Annotated in this window: 14 protein-coding genes and 1 pseudogene; 9 read left to right on the top strand and 6 right to left on the bottom strand. The window is 71.5% G+C overall.

The features are described 5' to 3' along the window. Window positions 1-93: 93 nt before the first annotated feature. Window positions 94-1,413: pseudogene (locus AC0699_RS23735) on the top strand (FAD-dependent oxidoreductase); the annotation flags it as partial. A 63-nt stretch (window positions 1,414-1,476) separates the two neighbouring features. On the opposite strand, the gene AC0699_RS23730 reads toward AC0699_RS23735, so the two are convergent. Both AC0699_RS23730 and hemE read right to left on the bottom strand, forming a co-directional pair. Continuing rightward, window positions 1,477-2,637, bottom strand: coding sequence for an acyltransferase family protein (locus AC0699_RS23730; protein ID WP_478663551.1), 1,161 nt, complete (start codon window positions 2,635-2,637; stop codon window positions 1,477-1,479). Between the two features lie 22 nt (window positions 2,638-2,659). After that, a complete protein-coding gene (gene hemE, locus AC0699_RS23725) occupies window positions 2,660-3,772 on the bottom strand; it encodes a uroporphyrinogen decarboxylase (protein ID WP_478663549.1) in 1,113 nt (370 codons plus the stop codon). Window positions 3,773-3,862: 90 nt separating this feature from the next. On the opposite strand from hemE, the gene AC0699_RS23720 reads away from it, so the two are divergent. From AC0699_RS23720 to AC0699_RS23710, 3 genes are all read left to right on the top strand, one after another. After that, window positions 3,863-4,537, top strand: a complete 675-nt coding sequence (locus tag AC0699_RS23720; RefSeq protein WP_478663548.1) for a DUF3000 domain-containing protein — start codon at window positions 3,863-3,865, stop codon at window positions 4,535-4,537. Window positions 4,538-5,050: 513 nt separating this feature from the next. Further along, a complete protein-coding gene (locus AC0699_RS23715) occupies window positions 5,051-5,713 on the top strand; it encodes a helix-turn-helix transcriptional regulator (RefSeq protein WP_093651875.1) in 663 nt (220 codons plus the stop codon). 78 nt (window positions 5,714-5,791) lie between these two features. Then, window positions 5,792-7,075 (top strand): HRDC domain-containing protein, encoded by a 1,284-nt coding sequence (locus AC0699_RS23710; RefSeq protein WP_478663544.1) that lies wholly within the window; start codon window positions 5,792-5,794, stop codon window positions 7,073-7,075. Between the two features lie 138 nt (window positions 7,076-7,213). On the opposite strand, the gene AC0699_RS23705 is transcribed toward AC0699_RS23710, so the two are convergent. Further along, a complete protein-coding gene (locus AC0699_RS23705; protein WP_478663542.1) occupies window positions 7,214-7,381 on the bottom strand; it encodes a hypothetical protein in 168 nt (55 codons plus the stop codon). A gap of 197 nt (window positions 7,382-7,578) precedes the next feature. Here AC0699_RS23705 and AC0699_RS23700 point away from each other — a divergent pair, with 197 nt between their 5' ends. From AC0699_RS23700 to AC0699_RS23690, 3 genes are all read left to right on the top strand, one after another. After that, on the top strand, window positions 7,579-11,253 hold the full coding sequence (locus AC0699_RS23700; protein WP_478663539.1) for an NACHT N-terminal helical domain 7-containing protein: 3,675 nt from the start codon (window positions 7,579-7,581) through the stop codon (window positions 11,251-11,253). Between the two features lie 201 nt (window positions 11,254-11,454). After that, window positions 11,455-12,681, top strand: coding sequence for a thiolase family protein (locus tag AC0699_RS23695; RefSeq protein WP_478663538.1), 1,227 nt, complete (start codon window positions 11,455-11,457; stop codon window positions 12,679-12,681). After that, window positions 12,678-14,807: a 3-hydroxyacyl-CoA dehydrogenase NAD-binding domain-containing protein gene (locus tag AC0699_RS23690; RefSeq protein ID WP_478663536.1), complete on the top strand. Its 2,130-nt coding sequence runs from the start codon at window positions 12,678-12,680 to the stop codon at window positions 14,805-14,807. Before AC0699_RS23695 ends, AC0699_RS23690 begins: the two co-directional genes overlap by 4 nt. A gap of 200 nt (window positions 14,808-15,007) precedes the next feature. Here AC0699_RS23690 and AC0699_RS23685 read toward each other — a convergent pair whose 3' ends face one another. Then, entirely contained in the window at window positions 15,008-15,967 is a 960-nt protein-coding gene (locus AC0699_RS23685) for an alpha/beta hydrolase family protein (protein ID WP_478663534.1), read from the bottom strand. Window positions 15,968-16,125: 158 nt separating this feature from the next. On the opposite strand from AC0699_RS23685, the gene AC0699_RS23680 reads away from it, so the two are divergent. Beyond that, complete coding sequence (locus AC0699_RS23680) at window positions 16,126-16,740, top strand: TetR/AcrR family transcriptional regulator (protein ID WP_478663532.1); 615 nt, start codon at window positions 16,126-16,128, stop codon at window positions 16,738-16,740. Between the two features lie 121 nt (window positions 16,741-16,861). On the opposite strand, the gene AC0699_RS23675 is transcribed toward AC0699_RS23680, so the two are convergent. Beyond that, a complete protein-coding gene (locus AC0699_RS23675) occupies window positions 16,862-17,920 on the bottom strand; it encodes a PLL family lectin (protein WP_478663530.1) in 1,059 nt (352 codons plus the stop codon). 235 nt (window positions 17,921-18,155) lie between these two features. Here AC0699_RS23675 and AC0699_RS23670 point away from each other — a divergent pair, with 235 nt between their 5' ends. Then, window positions 18,156-18,527: an NTP pyrophosphohydrolase gene (locus AC0699_RS23670; protein ID WP_478663528.1), complete on the top strand. Its 372-nt coding sequence runs from the start codon at window positions 18,156-18,158 to the stop codon at window positions 18,525-18,527. 157 nt (window positions 18,528-18,684) lie between these two features. Here the strand turns inward: AC0699_RS23670 and AC0699_RS23665 are convergent, their stop codons facing one another. Further along, the gene (locus AC0699_RS23665; protein ID WP_478663526.1) at window positions 18,685-20,199 is read right to left on the bottom strand and encodes an amino acid permease; all 1,515 of its coding nucleotides are present in this window, start codon (window positions 20,197-20,199) and stop codon (window positions 18,685-18,687) included. Window positions 20,200-20,337 lie beyond the last annotated feature (138 nt).

The raw sequence follows: 20,337 nt of genomic DNA, 5'->3' as shown, positions 1-20,337 counted from the left end.
CCCCCCCCCCCCCCCCCCCCCCCCCCCCCCCCCCCCCCCCCCCCCCCCCCCCCCCCCCCCCCCCCCCCCCCCCCCCCCCCCCCCCCCCCCCCCCAGGCCCGCAGGCTCAAGGGCCCGGAGGAGCTGGAGATCGTCGCGTTCGAGCGCTCCCACTTCTCGTCGTACTCGGCGTGCGGCATTCCCTACTGGGTCGGCGGCGATGTGACGGACCGGGACGAGCTGATCGCCCGTACGCCCGAAGGGCACCGGGCACGCGGGATCGATCTGCGGATGCGCACCGAGGTCACGGAGATCGACATCGCGGGGCAGCGGGTGCGGTCCCGGGATCTGGAGTCGGGCGCCGAGTCGTGGACGGGCTTCGACAAGCTCGTCGTCGCGACCGGCGCCCGGCCGGTGCGGCCTCCGCTGCCGGGGATCGACGCGCCGGGTGTCCACGGGGTGCAGACCCTCGACGACGGGCAGGCGCTGCTCGACACCCTCGACCGCACCGAGGGGCGGCGGGCCGTCGTCATCGGCGCCGGCTACATCGGTGTGGAAATGGCGGAGGCGCTGCTGAAGCACGGCTTCGACGTGACCGTCGTCAACCGCGCTGCACAACCCATGGCCACCCTCGACCCGGACATGGGCCGGCTGGTGCACGCGGCGATGGACGGGCTCGGCATCACGACGGTCGGCGACGCCGAGGTCACCAAGATCCTGACGGGCCCGGACGGACAGGTCCGCGCGGTCGCCACGGAGGACGCCGAGTACCCGGCGGACGTCGTCGTGCTCGGCATCGGTGTGGAGCCGGAGACGGCCCTGGCGGGCGCGGCGGGGCTGCCGCTCGGGGCGTACGGGGGTCTGCTCACCGATCTCGCGATGCGCGTACGCGGCCACGACAACGTCTGGGCGGGCGGCGACTGCGTCGAGGTGCTGGACCTGGTCTCGGGCCGGGAACGCCACGTCCCGCTCGGCACGCACGCCAACAAGCACGGCCAGGTCATCGGCGCGGGCGTGGGCGGCGGCTACGCGACCTTCCCCGGTGTCGTGGGCACGGCCGTGAGCAAGGTCTGCGACCTCGAGATCGCCCGTACCGGGCTGCGTGAGAAGGACGCCCGCGAGGTGGGGCTACGGTTCGTGACCGCGACGATCGAGTCGACGAGCCGTGCGGGCTACTACCCGGGCGCGGCCCCGATGACCGTCAAGATGCTGGCGGAGCGCCGCACCGGACGGCTGCTGGGCGTCCAGATCGTCGGCCGCGAGGGGGCGGGGAAGCGCGTGGACATCGCGGCGGTCGCGCTGACGGCCGGGATGACGGTGGAGCAGATGACCACTCTGGACCTGGGCTACGCGCCGCCGTTCTCACCGGTGTGGGACCCCGTGCTGGTGGCGGCGCGGAAGGCGACGGCAGCGGTGCGGAAGGCGGGTGGCTGACCGGGGCCCGACGTCGGCGACGGCCCGCCGGCCCCGGCACGGGGGCAGGCGGGCCGCGGGGGCTCAGCGCGCGGTCCGCCGGGAGGCGTCGTCCCCGTGCCGTCCCGGCTCGGCGAGAGCATGCTGCAGCCGGTGCTTCAGCGGGCGGGCCAAAGGTTTCTCCACCAGACGGTGCACGAGGTAGGCGAGCACCAGCATGCCGCCGACGAGCAGACCGACCAGCGGGTACGCCGGTACATGTGGCTCCAGTACGCCGATGAGCTCCCAGCCGATGTTCTGGTGCAGCAGGTACAGCGGGTAGGTGGCGGCCCCGGCGTACGCCAGCCACCGCCAGTTCATCCAGGACAGCTTCCCGGTGGCGACGAGGCCCATGAGGGCGAAGCAGACCACGAGGACCGCCACGACCGGCCAGAACGGAACCGGGCGGTCGAAGTAGTGGAGCGTACGGCTCCAGGTGCCGCGGGCGGACGGCACGGCCGCGCCGAAGCACACGAGCACGATCCCGGTGAGCAGCAGCGTCGGCCGGAACCGGTACATCAGGTAGAACGCCATTCCGGCGATGAAGTACCAGCAGTGCTGCGGCATGATCATGAGCCGCAGGGCGTCGTCCCCGAACTTGCTGAACGCCAGTCCCGCCACGGCCCAGACGCAGCAGAAGACCACGACACGCTTGTAGGTCAGGCCCCACCAGGCCACGAGCGCGAACAGCAGGTAGAAACGGAGCTCCGCGAAGAGGGTCCAGTAGACGCCGTCGACCATGCGGACCCCGAGCGGTTCCTGGAGCATGGTCAGGTTGGTCAGGACGTCCGGCCACGGAAGCGGCTTCTGGCCACCCGGCACCAGCAGCAGCACGGCGGTGGTGGCGAGCACGGCGAACCAGTAGGCCGGGTAGAGCCGGGTCACCCGGGAGACGAAGAAGTCCCCCGCCGACCGGCCCCAGCAGCTCATGCAGATGACGAAGCCACTGATCAGGAAGAACAGCTCCACGCCCAGCCAGCCGTAGGCGGCGAACGGGAAGGCGGTGGGGAACTTGACTTGACCGGAGGCCGACCAGCCCTCTCCCCGCGCCATGTAGTGGTACGCCACCACCATCAGGGCGGCGAGCAGCCGCAGGCCGTCCAGTGCGGTGATCCGCCCGCGCCGTGGCGCGGGCACGGGTATGTGCGGCGGCACCGGCTCCTGACGCCGGCGCGGCAGGGTGAGCGTCAGCGTGTCCTGCGTCACGTCGGACCGATCCCCCTCGGGTCTAGCGCGCGGTCCGGGTGTGGACGTGCTCCACGAGCCGGGTCAGGGCGTCCGGGTCGGTCGTGGGCAGCACACCGTGGCCGAGGTTGAAGACGTGGCCCTCCAGGCCGCTCGCCGCCTCCAGGACCTCGAGGGTCTTGGCCTCGACCGCCTCGCGCGAGGAGAAGAGGACCGCCGGGTCCAGGTTGCCCTGCAGCGCCTTGCCCGGGCCCACCCTGCGGGCGGCCTCGTCGAGCGGGACGCGCCAGTCGACGCCGACGACGTCCGCTCCGGCCTCGCCCATCAGTCCGAGCAGCTCGCCGGTGCCGACGCCGAAGTGGATGCGCGGGACCCCGTACCCCTCGACCGCCTGGAACACCTTCGTCGACGCGGGCATCACCGAGCGCCGGTAGTCCGCGGGGGCCAGCGCCCCCACCCAGGAGTCGAAGAGCTGGACAGCGCTCGCGCCCGCCTCGATCTGCACCTTCAGGAAGGCGGCGGTGATGACCGCGAGCCGGTCCAGCAGGTCGGCCCAGAGCTCCGGGTCGCCGTACATCATCGCCTTGGTGTGCTCGTGGTTGCGGGACGGCCCGCCCTCGACGAGGTAACTGGCGAGGGTGAACGGTGCGCCCGCGAAGCCGATCAGCGGGGTACTGCCGAGCTCACCGGTGAGCATGCCGATCGCTTCCGTGACGTACGCGACGTCGTCCGGGGTCAGATCGCGCAGCCTCGCGAGGTCCTCGCGGCGGCGGATCGGCTCGGCGACGACCGGGCCCACGCCGGGCTTGATTTCGAGGTCGATGCCGATGGCCTTGAGCGGGACGACGATGTCGCTGAAGTAGATGGCGGCGTCGACCTTGTGGCGGCGTACCGGCTGCAGTGTGATCTCGGTGACCAACTCCGGCCGCATGCACGACTCCAGCATCGGGATGCCCTCGCGCACCTTCAGGTACTCGGGCAGCGACCGCCCGGCCTGCCGCATGAACCAGACCGGCGTGTGCGGCACGGGCTCCCGTCGGCACGCCTTCAGGAAGGCGGACTCCCTGAGGGCGTCGGTCGTGGTCTGCTGGCCCGGGGCCGGGGTGTCACCGGCCGGCGCGGAGCCCTGGGAGTGGGGAAGGTCGTTGGCGCTCACGCCCAGAATCTTCGCATGTGGCGCAAGGAGCGCGGTCGGCCCGGGTGTCCCTCCCTGCGCGCGGCGCGCGTTCCGCTTACTCTTCCCGGCATGGCTGCGGCTCAGGGACAGTTTTCCGATCAATCCGACGGCGCTGAAGAAACGGACAGCGCGGAGCGGAAGTCCGTCCCGCGCGCGTTCCGGCTCGCGGTCGAGGCGCTGCGCACGGCACGGCTGCGGCCGGAGATCGAGGTGGATCCGACCCGCCCGCCGCAGCGCCTGGCGCCGCACGCGTACGCCGTGGAGGCGGCGGTCGTCGACGACGGCGAGGACCTCGCGGACGGGCGGCTCGTGCTGCTGCACGACCCGGCGGGGCACGAGGCGTGGCAGGGCACGTTCCGGCTGGTGACGCTGGTACGTGCGGAACTGGAACCGGAGATGGCGGCGGACCCGCTGCTGCCGGAGGTCTGCTGGTCCTGGCTGACCGGTGCGCTGGAGGCGCGGGGCCTGTCGTACGGCGAGGCGAGTGGCACCGTGACCCGCGCGGGTTCTCACTACTTCGGAGGACTCGCGAACCGCCGCCCGGCGACCCAGATCGAGATCCGCGCCTCCTGGACCCCGCGTTGCGGCCACGACGGCGTCCCTGACACCGCCGCTCACATCGCGGCCTGGTGCGACCTCCTCTGCCAGATCGCAGGCCTTCCCCCGGCAAGCCCCGCGAGCGTCCCGGACGGCGCCGCGGGCGTTGTGTCCCTCCCGCAGCGCCGCGGCCCCCAGGCCCCGTAACTGCCACAGCCTGCGCGCCCCGCGTCCGGGGGCGGGGGCGGGGGCGGGGGACGCCCGGCCCGGGCGTTCCCGGCGCGGGGAGCCCGGCCGTCGCCGTGCCCCTCACCGCCCATGGGCCGATGCCGCCTCGGCACCGGCACCGGCACCGCCGTCGGCGCCGCCCCCGGACGCGGGCAGGACGGCGGCGAGGGACGGCGGTGTGGGACGACAATGCGGGACGGGCCGCGCCCGCGCCCGACGCCCCCGGTTCGCCCGAGGAGCGGGCCTGTGGGCCCGCCACGACCACGGCTCGCCTTCCGGCGGCACGGGGGAAGTACCCCCGGGGACGCGGGAGCGCTTGCTCATAGGATGATCGATCACGCGTCCGAATTGCCGGAATTGTTACTCACCAAATCGTGATCTTTCTCTAAAGGCGCGCGGGTTTGCTGCCGAAGAGGTGGTGACCCTTCAAGCACGGTCCGCCCCGGCTTTTCCCCCGAGCCGGCCCCGTCCCCCACCTTCCCAGGAGGCCTGGTGTCCGTTCTCCTCGAGCAGCCCGCAAGCCTGGTCGCCTACCGCCCGAACAAGCCGACGGCCATGGTCGTCGTGGCCGACCCGCGCGTCCGCTCCACCGTCACCCGCCACCTGTGGGCACTCGGGGTGCGTGACGTCATCGAGGCGTCGTCCATCGCGGAGGCCCGTCCCCGCGTCGGCAACCCGCGTGACATCTGCGTTGCCGACGTCCACCTGCCCGACGGTTCCGGGCTGACCCTGCTGTCCGAGACCCGCGCCGCGGGCTGGCCCAACGGCCTCGCCCTCTCCGCGGCCGACGACATCGGCGCGGTCCGCAACGCGCTGGCCGGCGGGGTCAAGGGCTACGTCGTCACCGGTACGCGCACGAACCTCGGCCACCCCACCCGCCCCGGAGCCGCCCCCATCGGCGCCGCGGCTGCCCGGCTGCACCGCCGTCCCCCCGGCGCTCCGAGCCACCCGGGCGGCTACCGCGAGCTCTCCGGCCGCGAGGTGGAGGTGCTCCGGCTCGTCGCCGAGGGCCAGTCGAACAAGGCGATCGGCGTCTCGATGGGCCTGTCCGCGCTGACGGTCAAAAGCCACCTCGCGCGTATCGCACGGAAGCTCGGCACGGGCGACCGGGCCGGAATGGTGGCCGTCGCGCTGCGTACCGGAATCATCCACTGACCGCTTTACACCACACCCGCGTCCGTCGACGGAACGTTCCGTCGACGGACGCGTTCCGTTCACAGATACCCTTGACATGTGACCGACGCCCAAGAGACCGCAGCAGAGCCAGACCTGCGAATCCCCGGGGGCGGCCCCCCGGACGACGGCCTCGCAGTCGAGAGGGTGCCGATCCCCCTGCTGGAGCCGCGCGAGGGCATTCCCCCGGTGGTGTCCACGCCCGAGGCTCTCGAATCCGTCATCGCCGCGTTCGCCGCCGGAAGCGGCCCCGTCGCCGTGGACGCCGAGCGTGCGTCCGGTTACCGGTACGGGCAACGCGCGTATCTCGTGCAGCTGCGCCGCGAAGGCGCGGGCACCGCGCTGATCGACCCCGTCGGCTGCCCCGACCTCTCCGGGCTCGGCGAGGCACTCGCCGGCACGGAGTGGATCCTGCACGCGGCGACCCAGGATCTGCCGTGCCTGCGCGAAATAGGCATGGTGCCGACCCGGCTCTTCGACACCGAGCTTGCCGGGCGGCTCGCGGGCTTCCCGCGGGTGGGGCTCGGCGCGATGGTCGAGTCGGTCCTCGGCTACGCGCTGGAGAAGGGCCACTCCGCCGTGGACTGGTCCACGCGGCCACTGCCGGAGCCCTGGCTGCGCTACGCGGCGCTCGACGTGGAGCTGCTCGTCGATCTGCGGGACGCGCTGGAGAAGGAGCTGGACCGGCAGGGGAAGCTGGAGTGGGCGCGGCAGGAGTTCGACGCGATCGCGTCCGCGCCGCCCGCGCCGCCGCGCAAGGACCCGTGGCGGCGTACGTCCGGGATGCACAAGGTGCGGCGCCGGCGGCAGATGGCGGTCGTACGGGAGCTGTGGAACGCCCGCGACAAGGTGGCACAGCGGCGGGACGTGTCACCGGGCAAGGTGCTCAGTGACGGGGCGATCGTCGAGGCGGCGCTGACACTGCCGCCCAACGTGCACGCGCTGACCGCGCTCCCCGGCTTCGGGCACCGGATGGGCCGACGGCAGCTGGAGCAGTGGCAGGCCGCGGTGGACCGGGCACGGGCACTGCCGGACCCGGAGCTGCCGCAGCCGGGGCAGCCGGTGACGGGTCCGCCGCCGCCGCGCTCCTGGGCGGACAAGGACCCGGCGGCCGCGGCGCGGCTGTCCGCGGCGCGCGCGGCGGTGTCCTCGCTCGCGGAGGAGCTGAACCTTCCGCAGGAGAACCTGATCACCCCGGACACGGTGCGGCGCCTCTGCTGGGAGCCGCCGCAGGAGGCGACCCCGGAAGCGGTCGCCTCGGCCCTCGCCGCGCTGGGCGCGCGCGCCTGGCAGATCGAGCAGGTGACTCCCGTGCTGACCCGGGCCCTCCAGGCCACGGTCTGACGTCTTCCTCCGGGGGCGGGCGCCCTCCGGGGGTGCGAGGGCCCTCCGGGGGTGCGAGGGCCCTCCGGGGGTGCGAGGGCCCTCCGGGGGATGCGGGGTGCGGCGTCCGCCGGCACCCTGACCCGACGGCACGGAGGGTCACTGACTCCGCCGCAGGGCCGCCAGCAGCTGGGCGAGCACCGCGGCGGCAGCCCTCCGGCGGGCCGGACGCGCCGACCAGACCGCCGGAAGCACGACCCCGGCGAGGACCGTGAGCAGCGCCAGCACGAACAGCAGGCTCACCAGGTGGGACGTGGGCCAGGACATGGAGGTCTCCCTTTCGGCTGGGCGGTGGCCGGTGCAGCCACCGCCCCGACTGTGCCCGGGCGGCCGCCGTCCGCGCGGATTCGCCGAAGAACTCCGAAGTCCCGAGCCGTCGGTGCAGGTCACGCCGTACGCTGCTGGCTGGTGATCCGAAGTCGTGCGAAGCGGGGGGCCTCTTGGCGCAGGAATCATCGACGGCCGTGGCGGAGTTCTGTACGACGCTGCGGCGCCTCGTGCGCGCCTGCGGCGTGCAGCAGGCCGAACTCGCGAGGGCTCTGCACCGCGCCGAGTCGTCCGTCTCCGCTCTCCTCAACGGGCGGCGTACCACGCCACCGCCACTGGACGACGTACTGAAGATCGTCGACTGCTGCCGGGGCCGCGCCGGCTCCTCCTCGATTCCGGGTCTTTCGCTGGAGCCCGCCTGGTGGCGTACGCGTCTCGGGGAGCTGGAACACACCGTCGAGGAGCACCAGCGCCGCCCCGCGCAGCGCTCTGCGGAGCCCGGTCAGCCCCTTCCCTTTCCCTGGCCGGAGAGCGTCACGTTCGACTTCGCGGGCGCCGTCGAGGTCCTCGTGGGGCACCGGAAGGAGGAGTTCAAGGGGCTCGTGGAGGACCTGCTGGAGCCGCTGGCGCTCGGCGGCTCCGCCCCGGCGGACCCGTACGGCCTGTTCGAGGGGTTCGGGGAGCGTGTCCGGACCGCCCGGGGCACGGCCAGGACAGCGCTGTTATGTGCGGCTGACGTGGTCATCCACGTGACGGCCTTCTGCAAGGCCGTCGCCGTCTGCGGCATCGTGCAGACCGCGGAGTTCGGCAGCGTGCAGGGCGACATCACCACCGAGGTCCTCACCGAGCTGCGCCACATCGACCTGGGATCCGCCAGGGTGCGCGCGCCGCAGGAGCTGCGCGCCGAGATAGCCGCCGGCTACGTATCGGCCGCCGAGATCGTGCACGGTCTCGGCAATCCCTCCGATCATCCCCCGCAGGATCTCGCCCAGCACGCGATGCGGCGGTACGACAGCCTGCTCGCCCGCGTCACCTGGGACTGCCCGGAGCTCCGGCTCACGTCCGAGACGTACGAAGTGTCCGGCGAGGACGACGATCCACCGGGTGCCGCGGACCGCGCGGGCCTGTGCAGACTGGGCCGGATCCTGAGCGAGTTCGCCCAGGGAGGGATCGCCCCGGCCCGCTGCCGCGAACGGCTGTCGGCGCCCCTCGCCCCCGCCGAGGGCTCCCCTGTCGAGGGCGCAGGCCCGGTCATCCCCACGCTCGGCGACGGATACATCGATCCGTCTTTCCGCGTCGCCTCCCACCTGGTCGACCAGCACCTGTCGAGCGACGCGTGGTGGGACCGTCAGCCCCTGCGGGACGACCTCGCGGACTTCCTGGCGGCGCATCTGCTGACCCACCGGGCCACTCGTGCGCCGCTGCTCGTGCTCGGTCATCCCGGCTCGGGAAAGTCCCTGCTGACGAAGCTGCTCGAAGCCCGGCTCCCGGAAGCCGAGTTCTTCTGTCTCCGGGTCGAACTCCGGCACGCTCCCGCGGGCATGGACGTACAGACTCAGATCGAGGACGCCCTGTTCCGCGCGACGGGCCGGCGCACTCCGTGGCCCGACGTCGTGGACGAGACGTCCGGGACGACCCGCGTCGTCCTGCTCGACGGGTTCGACGAGCTGCTCCAGGCCGGGGCCGACCAGCTGGACATGAGCAGGCAGTGGGACTACCTCAGGAGCGTGCAGCGGCTCCAGGAGAGAGAGGCCGAGCTGGGGCGCCCGATGATCGCGGTCGTGACGAGCCGCACCGTGGTCGCCGATCAGGCGGACACGCCGCCCGCGAGCACCGTGGTGCGCCTCGAACCGTTCGGCGACCACCGCATCGAGCAGTGGCTGACGACCTGGAACGCCGCGAACCGGCGGTACTTCGCCGCCCAGGGTCTCGAACCGGTCACCTGGGACGTCATACGCCCCCATCGAGAGCTGGCGAGCCAGCCGCTGCTGTTGCTCATGCTGGCTCTGTACGACGCCGTGGGCAATCCGCTGCACCTGCTCGACGGAGAGGACATCGGACGGGTCGGCCTGTACGAACGGCTGCTCGCGGAGTTCGTGCGCCGCCAGGTCGTCAAGCAGGTGGGCCCGCTCCCGGCGCCGGCCGAGACGACCGCCGTCGAGGAGGAAATGCGGCGTCTCGGTGTGATCGCCATCGGCATGTTCAACCGGCGCCGCCAGAGCATCACGGCGAGCGACGCCGAAAGCGATCTCGCGGCCCTGCTCGGGGAGAAGAGCTCCCCCTTGCTGTTCGGCCGCTTCTTCTTCGTGCACGAGGCACAGGCAGTGGTCGCCGAGGAGGAGCTGCGATCGTACGAGTTCCTGCACGCCACCTTCGGCGAGTATCTGGTGGCCCGGCTGATCCGCGACGAGCTGCGGCGCGCCGTCGCCGGGCGGGAGGCCGACGACGGACCGGGCATCGACGACAGCCGGCTGCGTGACCTGCTGTCCCCCGTCCCGCTCACCGACCGTACGGAAGTCCTCAGCAATGCACGGGAGTTGCTCGCGCCGGCCGTCGCCGGAACGCACGAGCCGCTCGGCGCGCTGCGCGAACTGTTCCAGCGGGCCCGTGCGGACGGTTCACCTCGCGACCACGGCACCTACCGGCCCGTTCGCCAGGGTGCGACCGAGCGCGATGCCGTGTACGGCGCGAACCTCCTGCTGCTCGCTGCCCTCACCGGAGGTGCGGTGGACGCCTCGGAGTTCCTGGACGCGGCCGACCCGGTCGGCCAGTGGTCGCGCTGGGCCCATCTGTGGCGCTCGCAGTTCAGCGAGGCGTCCTGGGAGGCGTTCACCCAGGCACTGACCGTGCGGACCCGGTCCGCGGGAGGGGAATTCGACGGTACGCGGGACGTGCGGATCGCCCTGCGCGACGAGGCCCGCGGCGAGCCGGACCTGGCCTGGTCCCTTCCGTTGCGGACACGGGCCGGCGGCTCCTTCTACGATCCGGAGGGTGCGGACACCGCCGGGCTCATCAGGCGCGTCGCGTTCCTGTGCGACACCGACGCGGGGCAGCTGCTGCACGCGCTCAGCCCACTGCTGCACGTGGGGCCCGAGACTCTGAACACATTCCGGTCCGGGGAGAACGGGGAGGGCCGGTCGGCCGCACACGCGCTGGTCTCCCTGGTGTGCCGGCACATCGACAACCCGGAGCAGTGGACCGACCGCTACGCCGCGGTCCTGTCCTTGCTGCCCCACCTGCCGGAGGACAGCGGGCCCCTGGTCGCGGACGCACTGGCGCGGCACCTGGTGCACGATGCGCCCCGTCTGCCGGGACGGGTGGTCCTGGCCGCGCTCAAGGCGCTCACCACTCCCTCGTTCGGGGATCTCGCCCCGCGGATGGGCGCGCGGACCTGGTTGGCCCTGCTGGGCTGCGTACAGGCCCAGGTGGGCCGGGCCGACGTGGCGCAGGGCGACCTCGGACCGGTGGCCGCAACGCTCCACACCTTTCTGGTCTTCGCCCAGGAGTGGGCCGAGGACGAGGGCCCCCAGGAGACGCTGTCGGGCACGATCCGGGCGGCCGAGAGCACCCTGGTGTGGCACGGGGCGGGGCACTCCCGGAGGGAGGACGTCCTGGAAGAGTCCCTGCAGCTGTTGGAGCAGACGCCTCGTGCGTCCTGGTCGCCGGAAGTGGTGCTCGGCCTGCTCCGGCTGGCCCGGGAGCTCGGGAGCGACGACTGGCTGGCCGAGCACGCCGAGCGGCTGCTGCTCAGCCTGGAGCTGAGGGCACTGGGCCGCCTGCGCCCCACGGACGCCGACTTCCTGCGCCCGCTGGTCCGGGACACCGCGCTGCTGGCGGTGCTGGACCGCGTCGAAGCAGTCTGGCGAGGCTGACCGGCCTCCTCCATCGGCAGGGCGCACCGTCCCGGGCACCCCCAGCGGATGACCACGGGACCGCACTCCCCGTGTGACGTTCGCCGCTCCCGCCGTGGGGGGTGGGCAGCATGGTTACCCGCAAGTAGCATGAAGGAAGCAAGCGCGCGCTCAGGCGCGTGCCCGCAGCAGTGCCATCCCGCACCCTGGAGGAGAGCCATCGTGCCTCGTACCGTCAGGGACGTCGTCTTCGTCGACGGCGTCCGCACCCCGTTCGGCAAGGCGGGCCCGAAGGGCATCTACCACGAGACCCGCGCCGACGATCTCGTCGTGAAGGCGATCCGGGAGCTGCTGCGCCGCAACCCGGACCTCGACCCCGCGAAGATCGACGAGGTCGCCATCGCCGCGACCACGCAGATCGGTGACCAGGGTCTGACCATCGGCCGTACCGCCGGCATCCTCGCCGGTCTGCCGCAGTCCGTGCCCGGGTACTCGATCGACCGCATGTGCGCCGGCGCGCTGACCGCCGTCACCTCGGTCGCGGGCAGCGTCGCCTTCGGTGCGTACGACGTCGCCGTCGCCGGCGGTGTCGAGCACATGGGCCGCCACCCGATGGGTGAGGGCGTCGACCCGAACCCGCGCTTCGTGTCGGAGAAGCTCGTCGACGAGTCGGCCCTCTTCATGGGTATGACCGCGGAGAACCTGCACGACCGCTACCCGCACATCACCAAGCAGCGCGCCGACGAGTACGCCGTGCGCTCGCAGGAGAAGGCCGCCAAGGCGTACGCCAACGGCAAGATCCAGCAGGACCTGGTGCCGGTCTCGGTACGCCGCACCAACCCCGAGGCCGGCGAGACCGGCTGGGGCCTGGTCACCGCCGACGAGCCGATGCGCCCGGGCACCACCCTGGAGAACCTCTCCGGTCTGAAGACCCCGTTCCGCGTCCACGGCCGCGTCACCGCCGGTAACGCCGCGGGTCTGAACGACGGTGCCACCGCCTCGCTCATCGCCTCCGAGGACTTCGCCCGCGAGAACAACCTCCCGGTCAAGATGCGCCTCGTCTCGTACGCCTTCGCCGGCGTCGAGCCCGAGGTCATGGGCTACGGCCCGATCCCGGCGACCGAGAAGGCCCTCGCCAAGGCCGGTCTGTCGATCGAGGACATCAACCTCTTCGAGATCAACGAGGCGTTCGCCGTCCAGGTCCTGGCCTTCCTCGACCACTACGGCATCGCCGACGACGACGCCCGCGTCAACCAGTACGGCGGCGCGATCGCCTTCGGCCACCCGCTCGCCTCCTCCGGTGTGCGTCTGATGACGCAGCTGGCGCGGCAGTTCGAGGAGCAGCCGGAGGTCCGTTACGGCCTCACCACGATGTGCGTCGGCTTCGGCATGGGCGCCACCGTGATCTGGGAGAACCCGCACCACAAGGACGCCGGAGGCACCAAGTGAGCACCACCGCTGAGCTCCTGAAGGGCGCGGCCGAGCTGTTCCCGGACGAGGTCGTCACGCAGGCGCACGTACGCCACCTCGACCTCCCCGGCGGCGCGGGCAAGTTCGCCCTCATCACGCTGGACAACGGCTTCGACCACACCAAGCCGACCACCTTCGGCCCGCAGTCCCTCGCGAACCTCAACACCGCGATCGACCAGGTCGAGAAGGAGGCGTCCGAGGGCGCCATCGTCGGTGTCGGCATCACCGGCAAGCCGTTCATCTTCGCCGTCGGCGCCGACCTCAAGGGCGTCGAGCTGCTCAAGCAGCACTCGGACGCGCTCGCCATCGGCAAGGGCGGCCACGACGTCTTCAAGCGGCTCGCCGGCCTGGCCGTCCCCACCTTCGCGTACTACAACGGCGCGGCGATGGGCGGCGGTGTCGAGGTCGGTCTGCACTGCTCGTACCGGACCGTGTCGAAGGCCCTGCCGGCCTTCTCGCTCCCCGAGGTCTTCCTCGGTCTGGTCCCCGGCTGGGGCGGCTGCACGATCCTGCCGAACCTGATCGGCGCCGACCGTGCGGTCTCGGTGATCATCGAGAACTCGCTCAACCAGAACAAGCAGCTCAAGGGCAAGCAGGTCTTCGAGCTCGGGATCGCCGACGCGATCTTCGAGGGCGCCGACTTCCTGGAGCAGTCGCTGATCTGGACCGCGAACGTGCTGAAGGGCGACGTCACCGTCGAGCGCCCCGAGATCGACCGTGGTGAGGCCTGGGACCAGGCCGTCGCCCGCGGCCGGTTCATCGCGGACTCCAAGGTGCACGGCGCGGCCCCGGCCGCGTACCGCGCCCTCGACATCATCGAGGCCTCCAAGGACGGCGACCTGCAGAAGGGCTTCGACGCCGAGGACACCGCGCTCGCCGACCTGATCATGGGTGGCGAACTGCGCTCCGGCATCTACGCCTTCAACCTGGTGCAGAAGCGCGGCAAGCGTCCCGCCGGTGCCCCGGACAAGAGCCTGGCCCGTCCGGTCACCAAGGTCGGCGTGGTCGGCGCCGGTCTGATGGCCTCTCAGCTGGCGCTGCTCTTCCTGCGCCGCCTGGAGGTGCCGGTCGTCCTCACCGACATCGACCAGGAGCGCGTCGACAAGGGTGTGGGCTACGTCCACGCCGAGATCGAGAAGCTGCTGGGCAAGGGCCGGATCAACCAGGACAAGGCCAACCGCCTCAAGGCCCTGGTCTCCGGTGTCCTGGACAAGGCCGAGGGCTTCGCGGACGCGGACTTCATCATCGAGGCCGTGTTCGAGGAGATGTCGGTCAAGCAGAAGGTGTTCGCGGAGGTCGAGGCGGTCGCCCCGGCGCACGCGATCCTCGCCACCAACACCTCCTCGCTGTCGGTGACCGAGATGGCCTCCAAGCTCCGGCACCCGGAGCGCGTGGTCGGCTTCCACTTCTTCAACCCCGTCGCGATCCTGCCGCTGCTGGAGATCGTCCGCGGTGAGAAGACGGACGACGCCTCCCTCGCCACCGCCTTCGGTGTCGCGAAGAAGCTGAAGAAGACCGCGGTCCTCACCAAGGACGCCCCGGCGTTCGTCGTGAACCGCATCCTGACCCGCTTCATGGGCGAGATCCAGAACGTCATCGACGAGGGCACCCCCGTGGCCACCGCCGAGAAGGCGATCGAGCCGCTCGGTCTGCCGATGTCGCCGCTGGTCCTGCTGGAGCTGGTCGGCCCGGCCATCGGCCTGCACGTCTCCGAGACCCTCAACCGCGCCTTCCCGGAGCGCTTCAAGGTCTCCGAGAACCTGGCCGCGGTCGTCAAGGCCGGCAAGCGTGGCTTCTACGTCTACGACTCGGGCAAGCCCGAGCTGGACCCGGAGGTCGCCGCTCTCCTCAAGCAGGGCGACAGCGTCCTGACGGAGGAGCAGGTCCGCGACCGTGTCCTGGACGCGGTGGCGCAGGAGATCGGTCTGATGCTGGAGGAGGGTGTCGTCGCCGAGGCGCAGGACATCGACCTCTGCCTGATCACGGGCGCCGGCTGGCCCTTCCACCTGGGCGGCATCACGCCGTACCTGGACCGCGAGGGTGTCTCGCAGCGCGTGAACGGCAAGCCGTTCCTGGCGCAGGGCGTCGCGAGCGTCCCCGCGTAGCACCGGCGACACGGCGAGAACGCGAAAACGCGAAAACGCGAAAACGCGAAAACGCGAAGACGCGAGAACGCCAAAAGCACAGAACGGGCCGTACGGGATCTCTCCCGTACGGCCCGTTCTTCTGGACTTCGCCGAGCTCCGCCTGATGTCGCAGGCTCTTCCGTGCCGTTGGCCGGCACGGAAGACGGTGTCTTCTTGGCCTACTTGGATTCGACCCGTCCGATCGGGTCGGGGTCGGCTGCCAGCGCGTCACACGCCGTCTGCCAGGCGGGGTCCCCGGGGTAGAGCTCGCTGCGCAGGTAGGCCCAGGCGAGCCGGGCGAGGGCGGCGACCCGCTCGGGGTTCTCGTCCGTGGTCTCGGCGACGTCGTAACCGGAGACCCCTCCGAGCCCGTGCTCCGCGTCGAACAGGGTGAGCAGGGACTTGGGGCTCGGAGAGAGGACGTAGGGGTCGGTGTGCCAGTCCGGGCCGCTGACCGTCAGGAAGGCGGAGTCGTCCTTGTCGCCGGCGATCACGAGCGCGGGCGTCGTCATCTCGGAGAAGTCCGTGGTCAGGAAGAAGGAGTAGTTCTCGACCGTGAACTCGGTGAGGGCGTCACCGCCCCGGCCGGGCGCGGCGAGCAGCACGCCCGCCTTGATCCGGGGATCGGCCAGGTCCACTTCCGTTCCGTCGTGCGGATCGGAGAGCCGGGCACCCAGCAGCAGGCTCGCGGTGTGCCCGCCCATCGAGTGCCCGGCGACAGCGACCCGGCTCCGGTCGAGGCGGCCGGCGAGCTGCGGGACGGCGGCCTCGATCGCGTCGAGCTGGTCGAGGATGCGCGTCATGTCCTCGGCCCGGGTACGCCAGTGTGCAGCAGCCCCGGGAGTGTCGGGATCCAGGCTCAGCGTCCTGGAGTCCAGGTGGGTGGGCTGGATCACGACGAAGCCCTGTGCCGCCCAGAAGTTGGCGAGGGGGGCGTAGCCGTTCAGCGAGGAGAGGTTGTTGGAGAAGCCGAGACCGTGCGAGAGGAGGATGACCGGCAGCTCGCTCCCGGTCACCGGGGCGGAGATGCGCACCTGGAGGTCCACGGCGCGGCCGGGGGCCGGCAGCACCACCGGGCTGACCGAAAGGACAGGGGTGGGCGAGCTGAGGGTGTCGGCTGTGTATGCAGGTTCACTCATCAGGAGCATGCCCTTCGATGACCCCGTCGTCGGCCGCGTACGGCGGCGGCGGGTAAGGCGGAGCGCCCGCCTTCAGCTATCCTGAAAGCGGATCGTCGTTCCACTTAGAATACGGAACGCTGATCCGTTTCGTCAACGGCCGTCGGAAGGAGAGCGTGGTGTCCACTGCAGGCCAGGCCAAAGGGGCGTCCGCCCGCAGCAAGCGGGCCGACGCGGTGCGCAACCAGCAGACGCTGCTCGACGCCGCCGCAGAGGTGTTCGTCACCTCCGGTGTCGATGCGCCGATCCGTCAGATCGCAGCCCGGGCGGGTGTCGGGCTGGGGACGCTCTACCGCCACTTCCCAACTCGGGCGGACCTGGTCACCGCCGTCTACCGCCACCAGATCGAGGCCTGCGCAGTGGCGGGCCCGAAGCTGCTGGCCGATGCCGCCTCCCCGTTTGACGCGCTGCGCCAGTGGGTCGACCTCTTCGTCGACTTCCTGGTCACCAAGCACGGACTTGCCGACGCCCTGCAGTCCGACAGTGACCGCTTCGCCGCGCTGCACACCCACTTCCTCGACCGGCTGATGCCCGTCTGCGCCCAGCTGCTCGACGCCGCGGTCGACGCCGGCGAGATCAGGCCCGGCGTACAGCCCTACGAACTGATGCGCGGCATCGGCAACCTCTGCATCGGACGCGACAGCGACCCCCGCTACGACCCCCGCCGTCTGATCGAACTGCTCCTCCAGGGACTGCGGCAACCGCAGTCGTCTGGTGCCGTCGAGGCCGGATGACCCCCTTCGGCCTCGCCCCGGCCCCCGCCGGGACGTAGCGCCGCCGTGTGTCGCCGTATCACTGTGGCGGCGTATCGATGTGTCGACGTGTCGCTGAGCCGAGGCGCTCGGACGCAGAGGGTCAGACGACCTTCCACGCCTCCATCGCCAGCCCCGACTCCGCCTTCTGCCGGGTCACGCGCAGCGTGCCGTCCGCGCCGAACGCGGCCAGCACCACCCGGCCGTTGCCGTCGATCGCGAGGGCCGGGGCACCGACGCACGGCTCCCCCGTGGACGTCCACTCCGTGCCCGCCGACTCGTCCTCCGTCGGGTACGCCGCGAGCGCCGGCCGGCCGTCCTTGCCGCGCTGGGCGAGGATCGTGCAGTCGTGTCCGTCGACCGGGGTGCGGAGCATGGCGACCGGGCCCGTACCGCCGTCGCCGCCCAGGGCCGCCGGGGCCCTGCCCTCGCGCCAGGCGTGGACGGTGCCCGAGGAGGCCTCGCGCCACACATGGGTGAGCCGCTCACGGCCGGTCCGCTCGGAGCTGAGCGAGCTGTCCGCGGCCGAGGTCTCGATGTCCTCGGCACGCTGGAACTTCACACCCGGGGTCTCCTGGGTCCACCGCATGACGGCGTCCGGCGTCGGCGCGAGGACCTCCATCAGCCCGTTGTCGGCGAGGGCGGCGGAGGGCACGCCCTGCATATTGCTGCCCTTGAAGTCGGCCCACTTGTTCCACTTGCCGTTCGGGACCTGGCTGCGGCCGCAGACGCCACCGCCCGCGTTGCGCAGGAAGACGTGGAGTGAGCCCTCCGCGTCCACGACGGCCGCCGGGAGCCCTGTCTTCGCGGCCAGCTCACGGTCCTTCGCGTACGGAGTGCCGAGCGAGTACCAGTCCCGCATCGGGCGGCCCGACTGGTACTGGATGGTCTGCACGACCTCCGTGGCGATCTCCCCGCCCGCGACGGGGGTACGGCGCAGCCCGACGAGCTGCACATAGCCGTCGGTGCCCTGGGCGATGGCCAGATACGGAAGCACGCCGGGCGCGGGGAACAGCTCGGGGCCCGTCCAGTCGGGTCCGCCCGGCCGCGTCTCGGTCCACCGCAGCACGCCGTCGGCACCCGGCGCGTACGCGGAGAGCCGGCCGTCCTTGCCGCGCAGCAGCCAGCCGGTCGTCGGCGGCAGCGAGGGGTCCGCAGGCAACGACGGGTTCGCCCGGAGTGCGCGACGGGGCTGCCTTCCGGTGGTCCCGGTGTCCCCGGTGTCCCCTGCGTCAGGCTTGCTCGTCCGACGCTTCGACCTCCGCGCAGACCGCAATGACATGGCCCGTTGCCCACCTTCCCTGAGCGCCGTGCAAGCGCTTGATTTACGTGACGATAACACTCGGCGGCGCGCCCGATCCGCCCGCCCGAGCCCTGCTCTGTGCCACGCTCCCGACATGCCTATTCTCTTGATCGTCGATGCCGCGAACGTGGTCGGTTCGGTCCCGGACGGGTGGTGGCGCGACCGCTTCGGTGCGACCGAGCGGCTACGCGACGGACTCGTCCCGTTCGCCCAGGAGGGTATCCCCGGACACCCCGGTCCGGCAGAGGTCGTCCTCGTGGTCGAGGGGCAGGCGCGGGGTGTTGGGTCCGTCCCGGGCGTACGTGTCGAGCCGGCGCCCGGCAGCGGCGACGACCACATCGTGTCGCTGGTCGCGGCGGCGCGGGACCGCCCCCGCGTCGTCGTCACGGCCGACCGCGGGCTGCGGGAGCGCGTGGAGGCACTAGGGGCGCAGTGCGCGGGACCGCGGACGGTACGCCCTGCCTGACGGCCGTACGCGGCCGTGGTCCGGGTGTCAGCGGCCCGCCCGGTCGCCCCGGCGGTCCGCTCATGGACACACGATATTGGCCCCGTACATCCCACTGTTGCGGGACATACGAGGCCACGGGGAACGGGCAGCAGAACCTTTCGGTACGTGGCGTCCCTCAGTACGTGGCCTCCTTGCCCACCTTGCCGAGGCGGCTCGTCCGGTACCCGTACAGGAAGTAGACGACGACGCCGATGGCCATCCAGATGGCGAACCGCAACCACGTTTCGGTCGGCAGGTTGAGCATGAGCCAGACCGAGGCCGCGATGGACAGGATGGGGACCACCGGCACCCACGGGGTACGGAAGGCGCGGTGCAGGTCGGGCCTGGTGCGGCGGAGAATGATGACGCCGAGGGCCACGACGACGAACGCGAAGAGCGTTCCGATGTTCACCAGCGCCGCAAGGGCCTCGAGACTGGTGAAGCCCGCGATGAAGGCGATGACCACACCGAGCAGGATGGTCGCCCGGTGAGGGGTGCGGAACCGCGGGTGGGTGATGGAGAAGAAGCGCGGAAGCAGTCCGTCGCGGCTCATCGCGAAGAACACCCGGGTCTGGCCCAGCAGAAGGATCATGCAGACGGTGATGAGGCCGACGATCGCGCCGAGGCTGATGGCGCCGGCGAAGAAGGGCTGGCCGACGGATTTGAAGGCGTCGGCCAGCGGGGCGGTCGCCGACATCGTCGTGTAGCGCTGCATACCGGTGACCACCAGCGTCACCGCGACGTAGAGCAGGGTGCAGACGAACAGGGAGCCCAGGATGCCGCGCGGCATGTCCCGCTGGGGGTTCCTGGTCTCCTCCGCGGCGGTGGCCACGACGTCGAATCCGATGAAGGCGAAGAAGACGATGGAGGCCGCGGTGAAGATGCCCATGATGCCGAAGTTCGTCGGTGCGTAGCCGAACAGCACCTGGACCAGCGGTGCCTTGAGGAGTTCGCCGCCCCCGGGCTGCGGCTGGGCCGGGGGGATGAACGGCGAGTAGTTGGCCGACTTGATGAAGAACAGGCCCGCGACGATCACCAGCAGCACGACGGTGACCTTGATGGCCACGACGACCGCGGTGATCCGGGCGGACAGCTTCATGCCGATGACCAGGATGGCGGTCAGCAGCAGGATCAGCAGGAAGGCCAGCAGGTCGAAGTCGCCTCCCGCGTCGCGCCCGGACAGCGCGGCCGGCATGTCCCAGCCGAGGTTGGTGCTCAGGAGGCTGCGCGCGTACCCGGACCAGCCGACCGCCACCACGGCCGTGCCGAGGGCGAATTCCAGGACCAGGTCCCAGCCGATGATCCAGGCGGGCAGCTCGCCGATGGAGGCGTACGAGAAGGTGTACGCCGAGCCGGCCACCGGCACGGTGGACGCGAACTCGGCGTAGCAGAGCGCCGCGAGGGCGCAGACGACGCCCGCTGCGACGAAGGAGAGGGCGGTGGCGGGTCCGGCGTTGTCCCTGGCCGCGATGCCCGTGAGGACGAAGATGCCCGTACCGATGATGACGCCGATGCCGAAGACGGTGAGGTCCCAGGCGGTCAGGGACTTCCTCAGCGCGTGCTCGGGCTCCTCGGTGTCACGGATCGACTGCTCCACCGTCTTGGTGCGGAACACCCCGGACTCCTGAAGGGGCTGCTTCTCTGTGCTCACCGGCTTACCTCCGTAGCCATGGCCATGAACCCATGATCGAGAGGGGTGGGGGAACGCGCCCGTCCTGCTGTCGCCTTTCACACGAAAGGGCCGGTCGAAACCCCCTTGGGGTGCTCCGACCGGCCCAATGTGTACGCC

This window comes from Streptomyces sp. NPDC043870, assembly GCF_056435785.1.
This window is presented reverse-complemented; position numbering and strand designations above follow the sequence as displayed.

Bases quoted from the DNA above. Each gene is read 5' to 3' on its own strand.
- AC0699_RS23685 (WP_478663534.1), bottom strand. From the start codon at position 15,967: ATGAGTGAACCTGCATACACAGCCGACACCCTCAGCTCGCCCACCCCT.
- AC0699_RS23670 (WP_478663528.1), top strand. From the start codon at position 18,156: ATGCCTATTCTCTTGATCGTCGATGCCGCGAACGTGGTCGGTTCGGTC.
- AC0699_RS23720 (WP_478663548.1), top strand. From the start codon at position 3,863: ATGGCTGCGGCTCAGGGACAGTTTTCCGATCAATCCGACGGCGCTGAA.
- AC0699_RS23705 (WP_478663542.1), bottom strand. From the start codon at position 7,381: ATGTCCTGGCCCACGTCCCACCTGGTGAGCCTGCTGTTCGTGCTGGCG.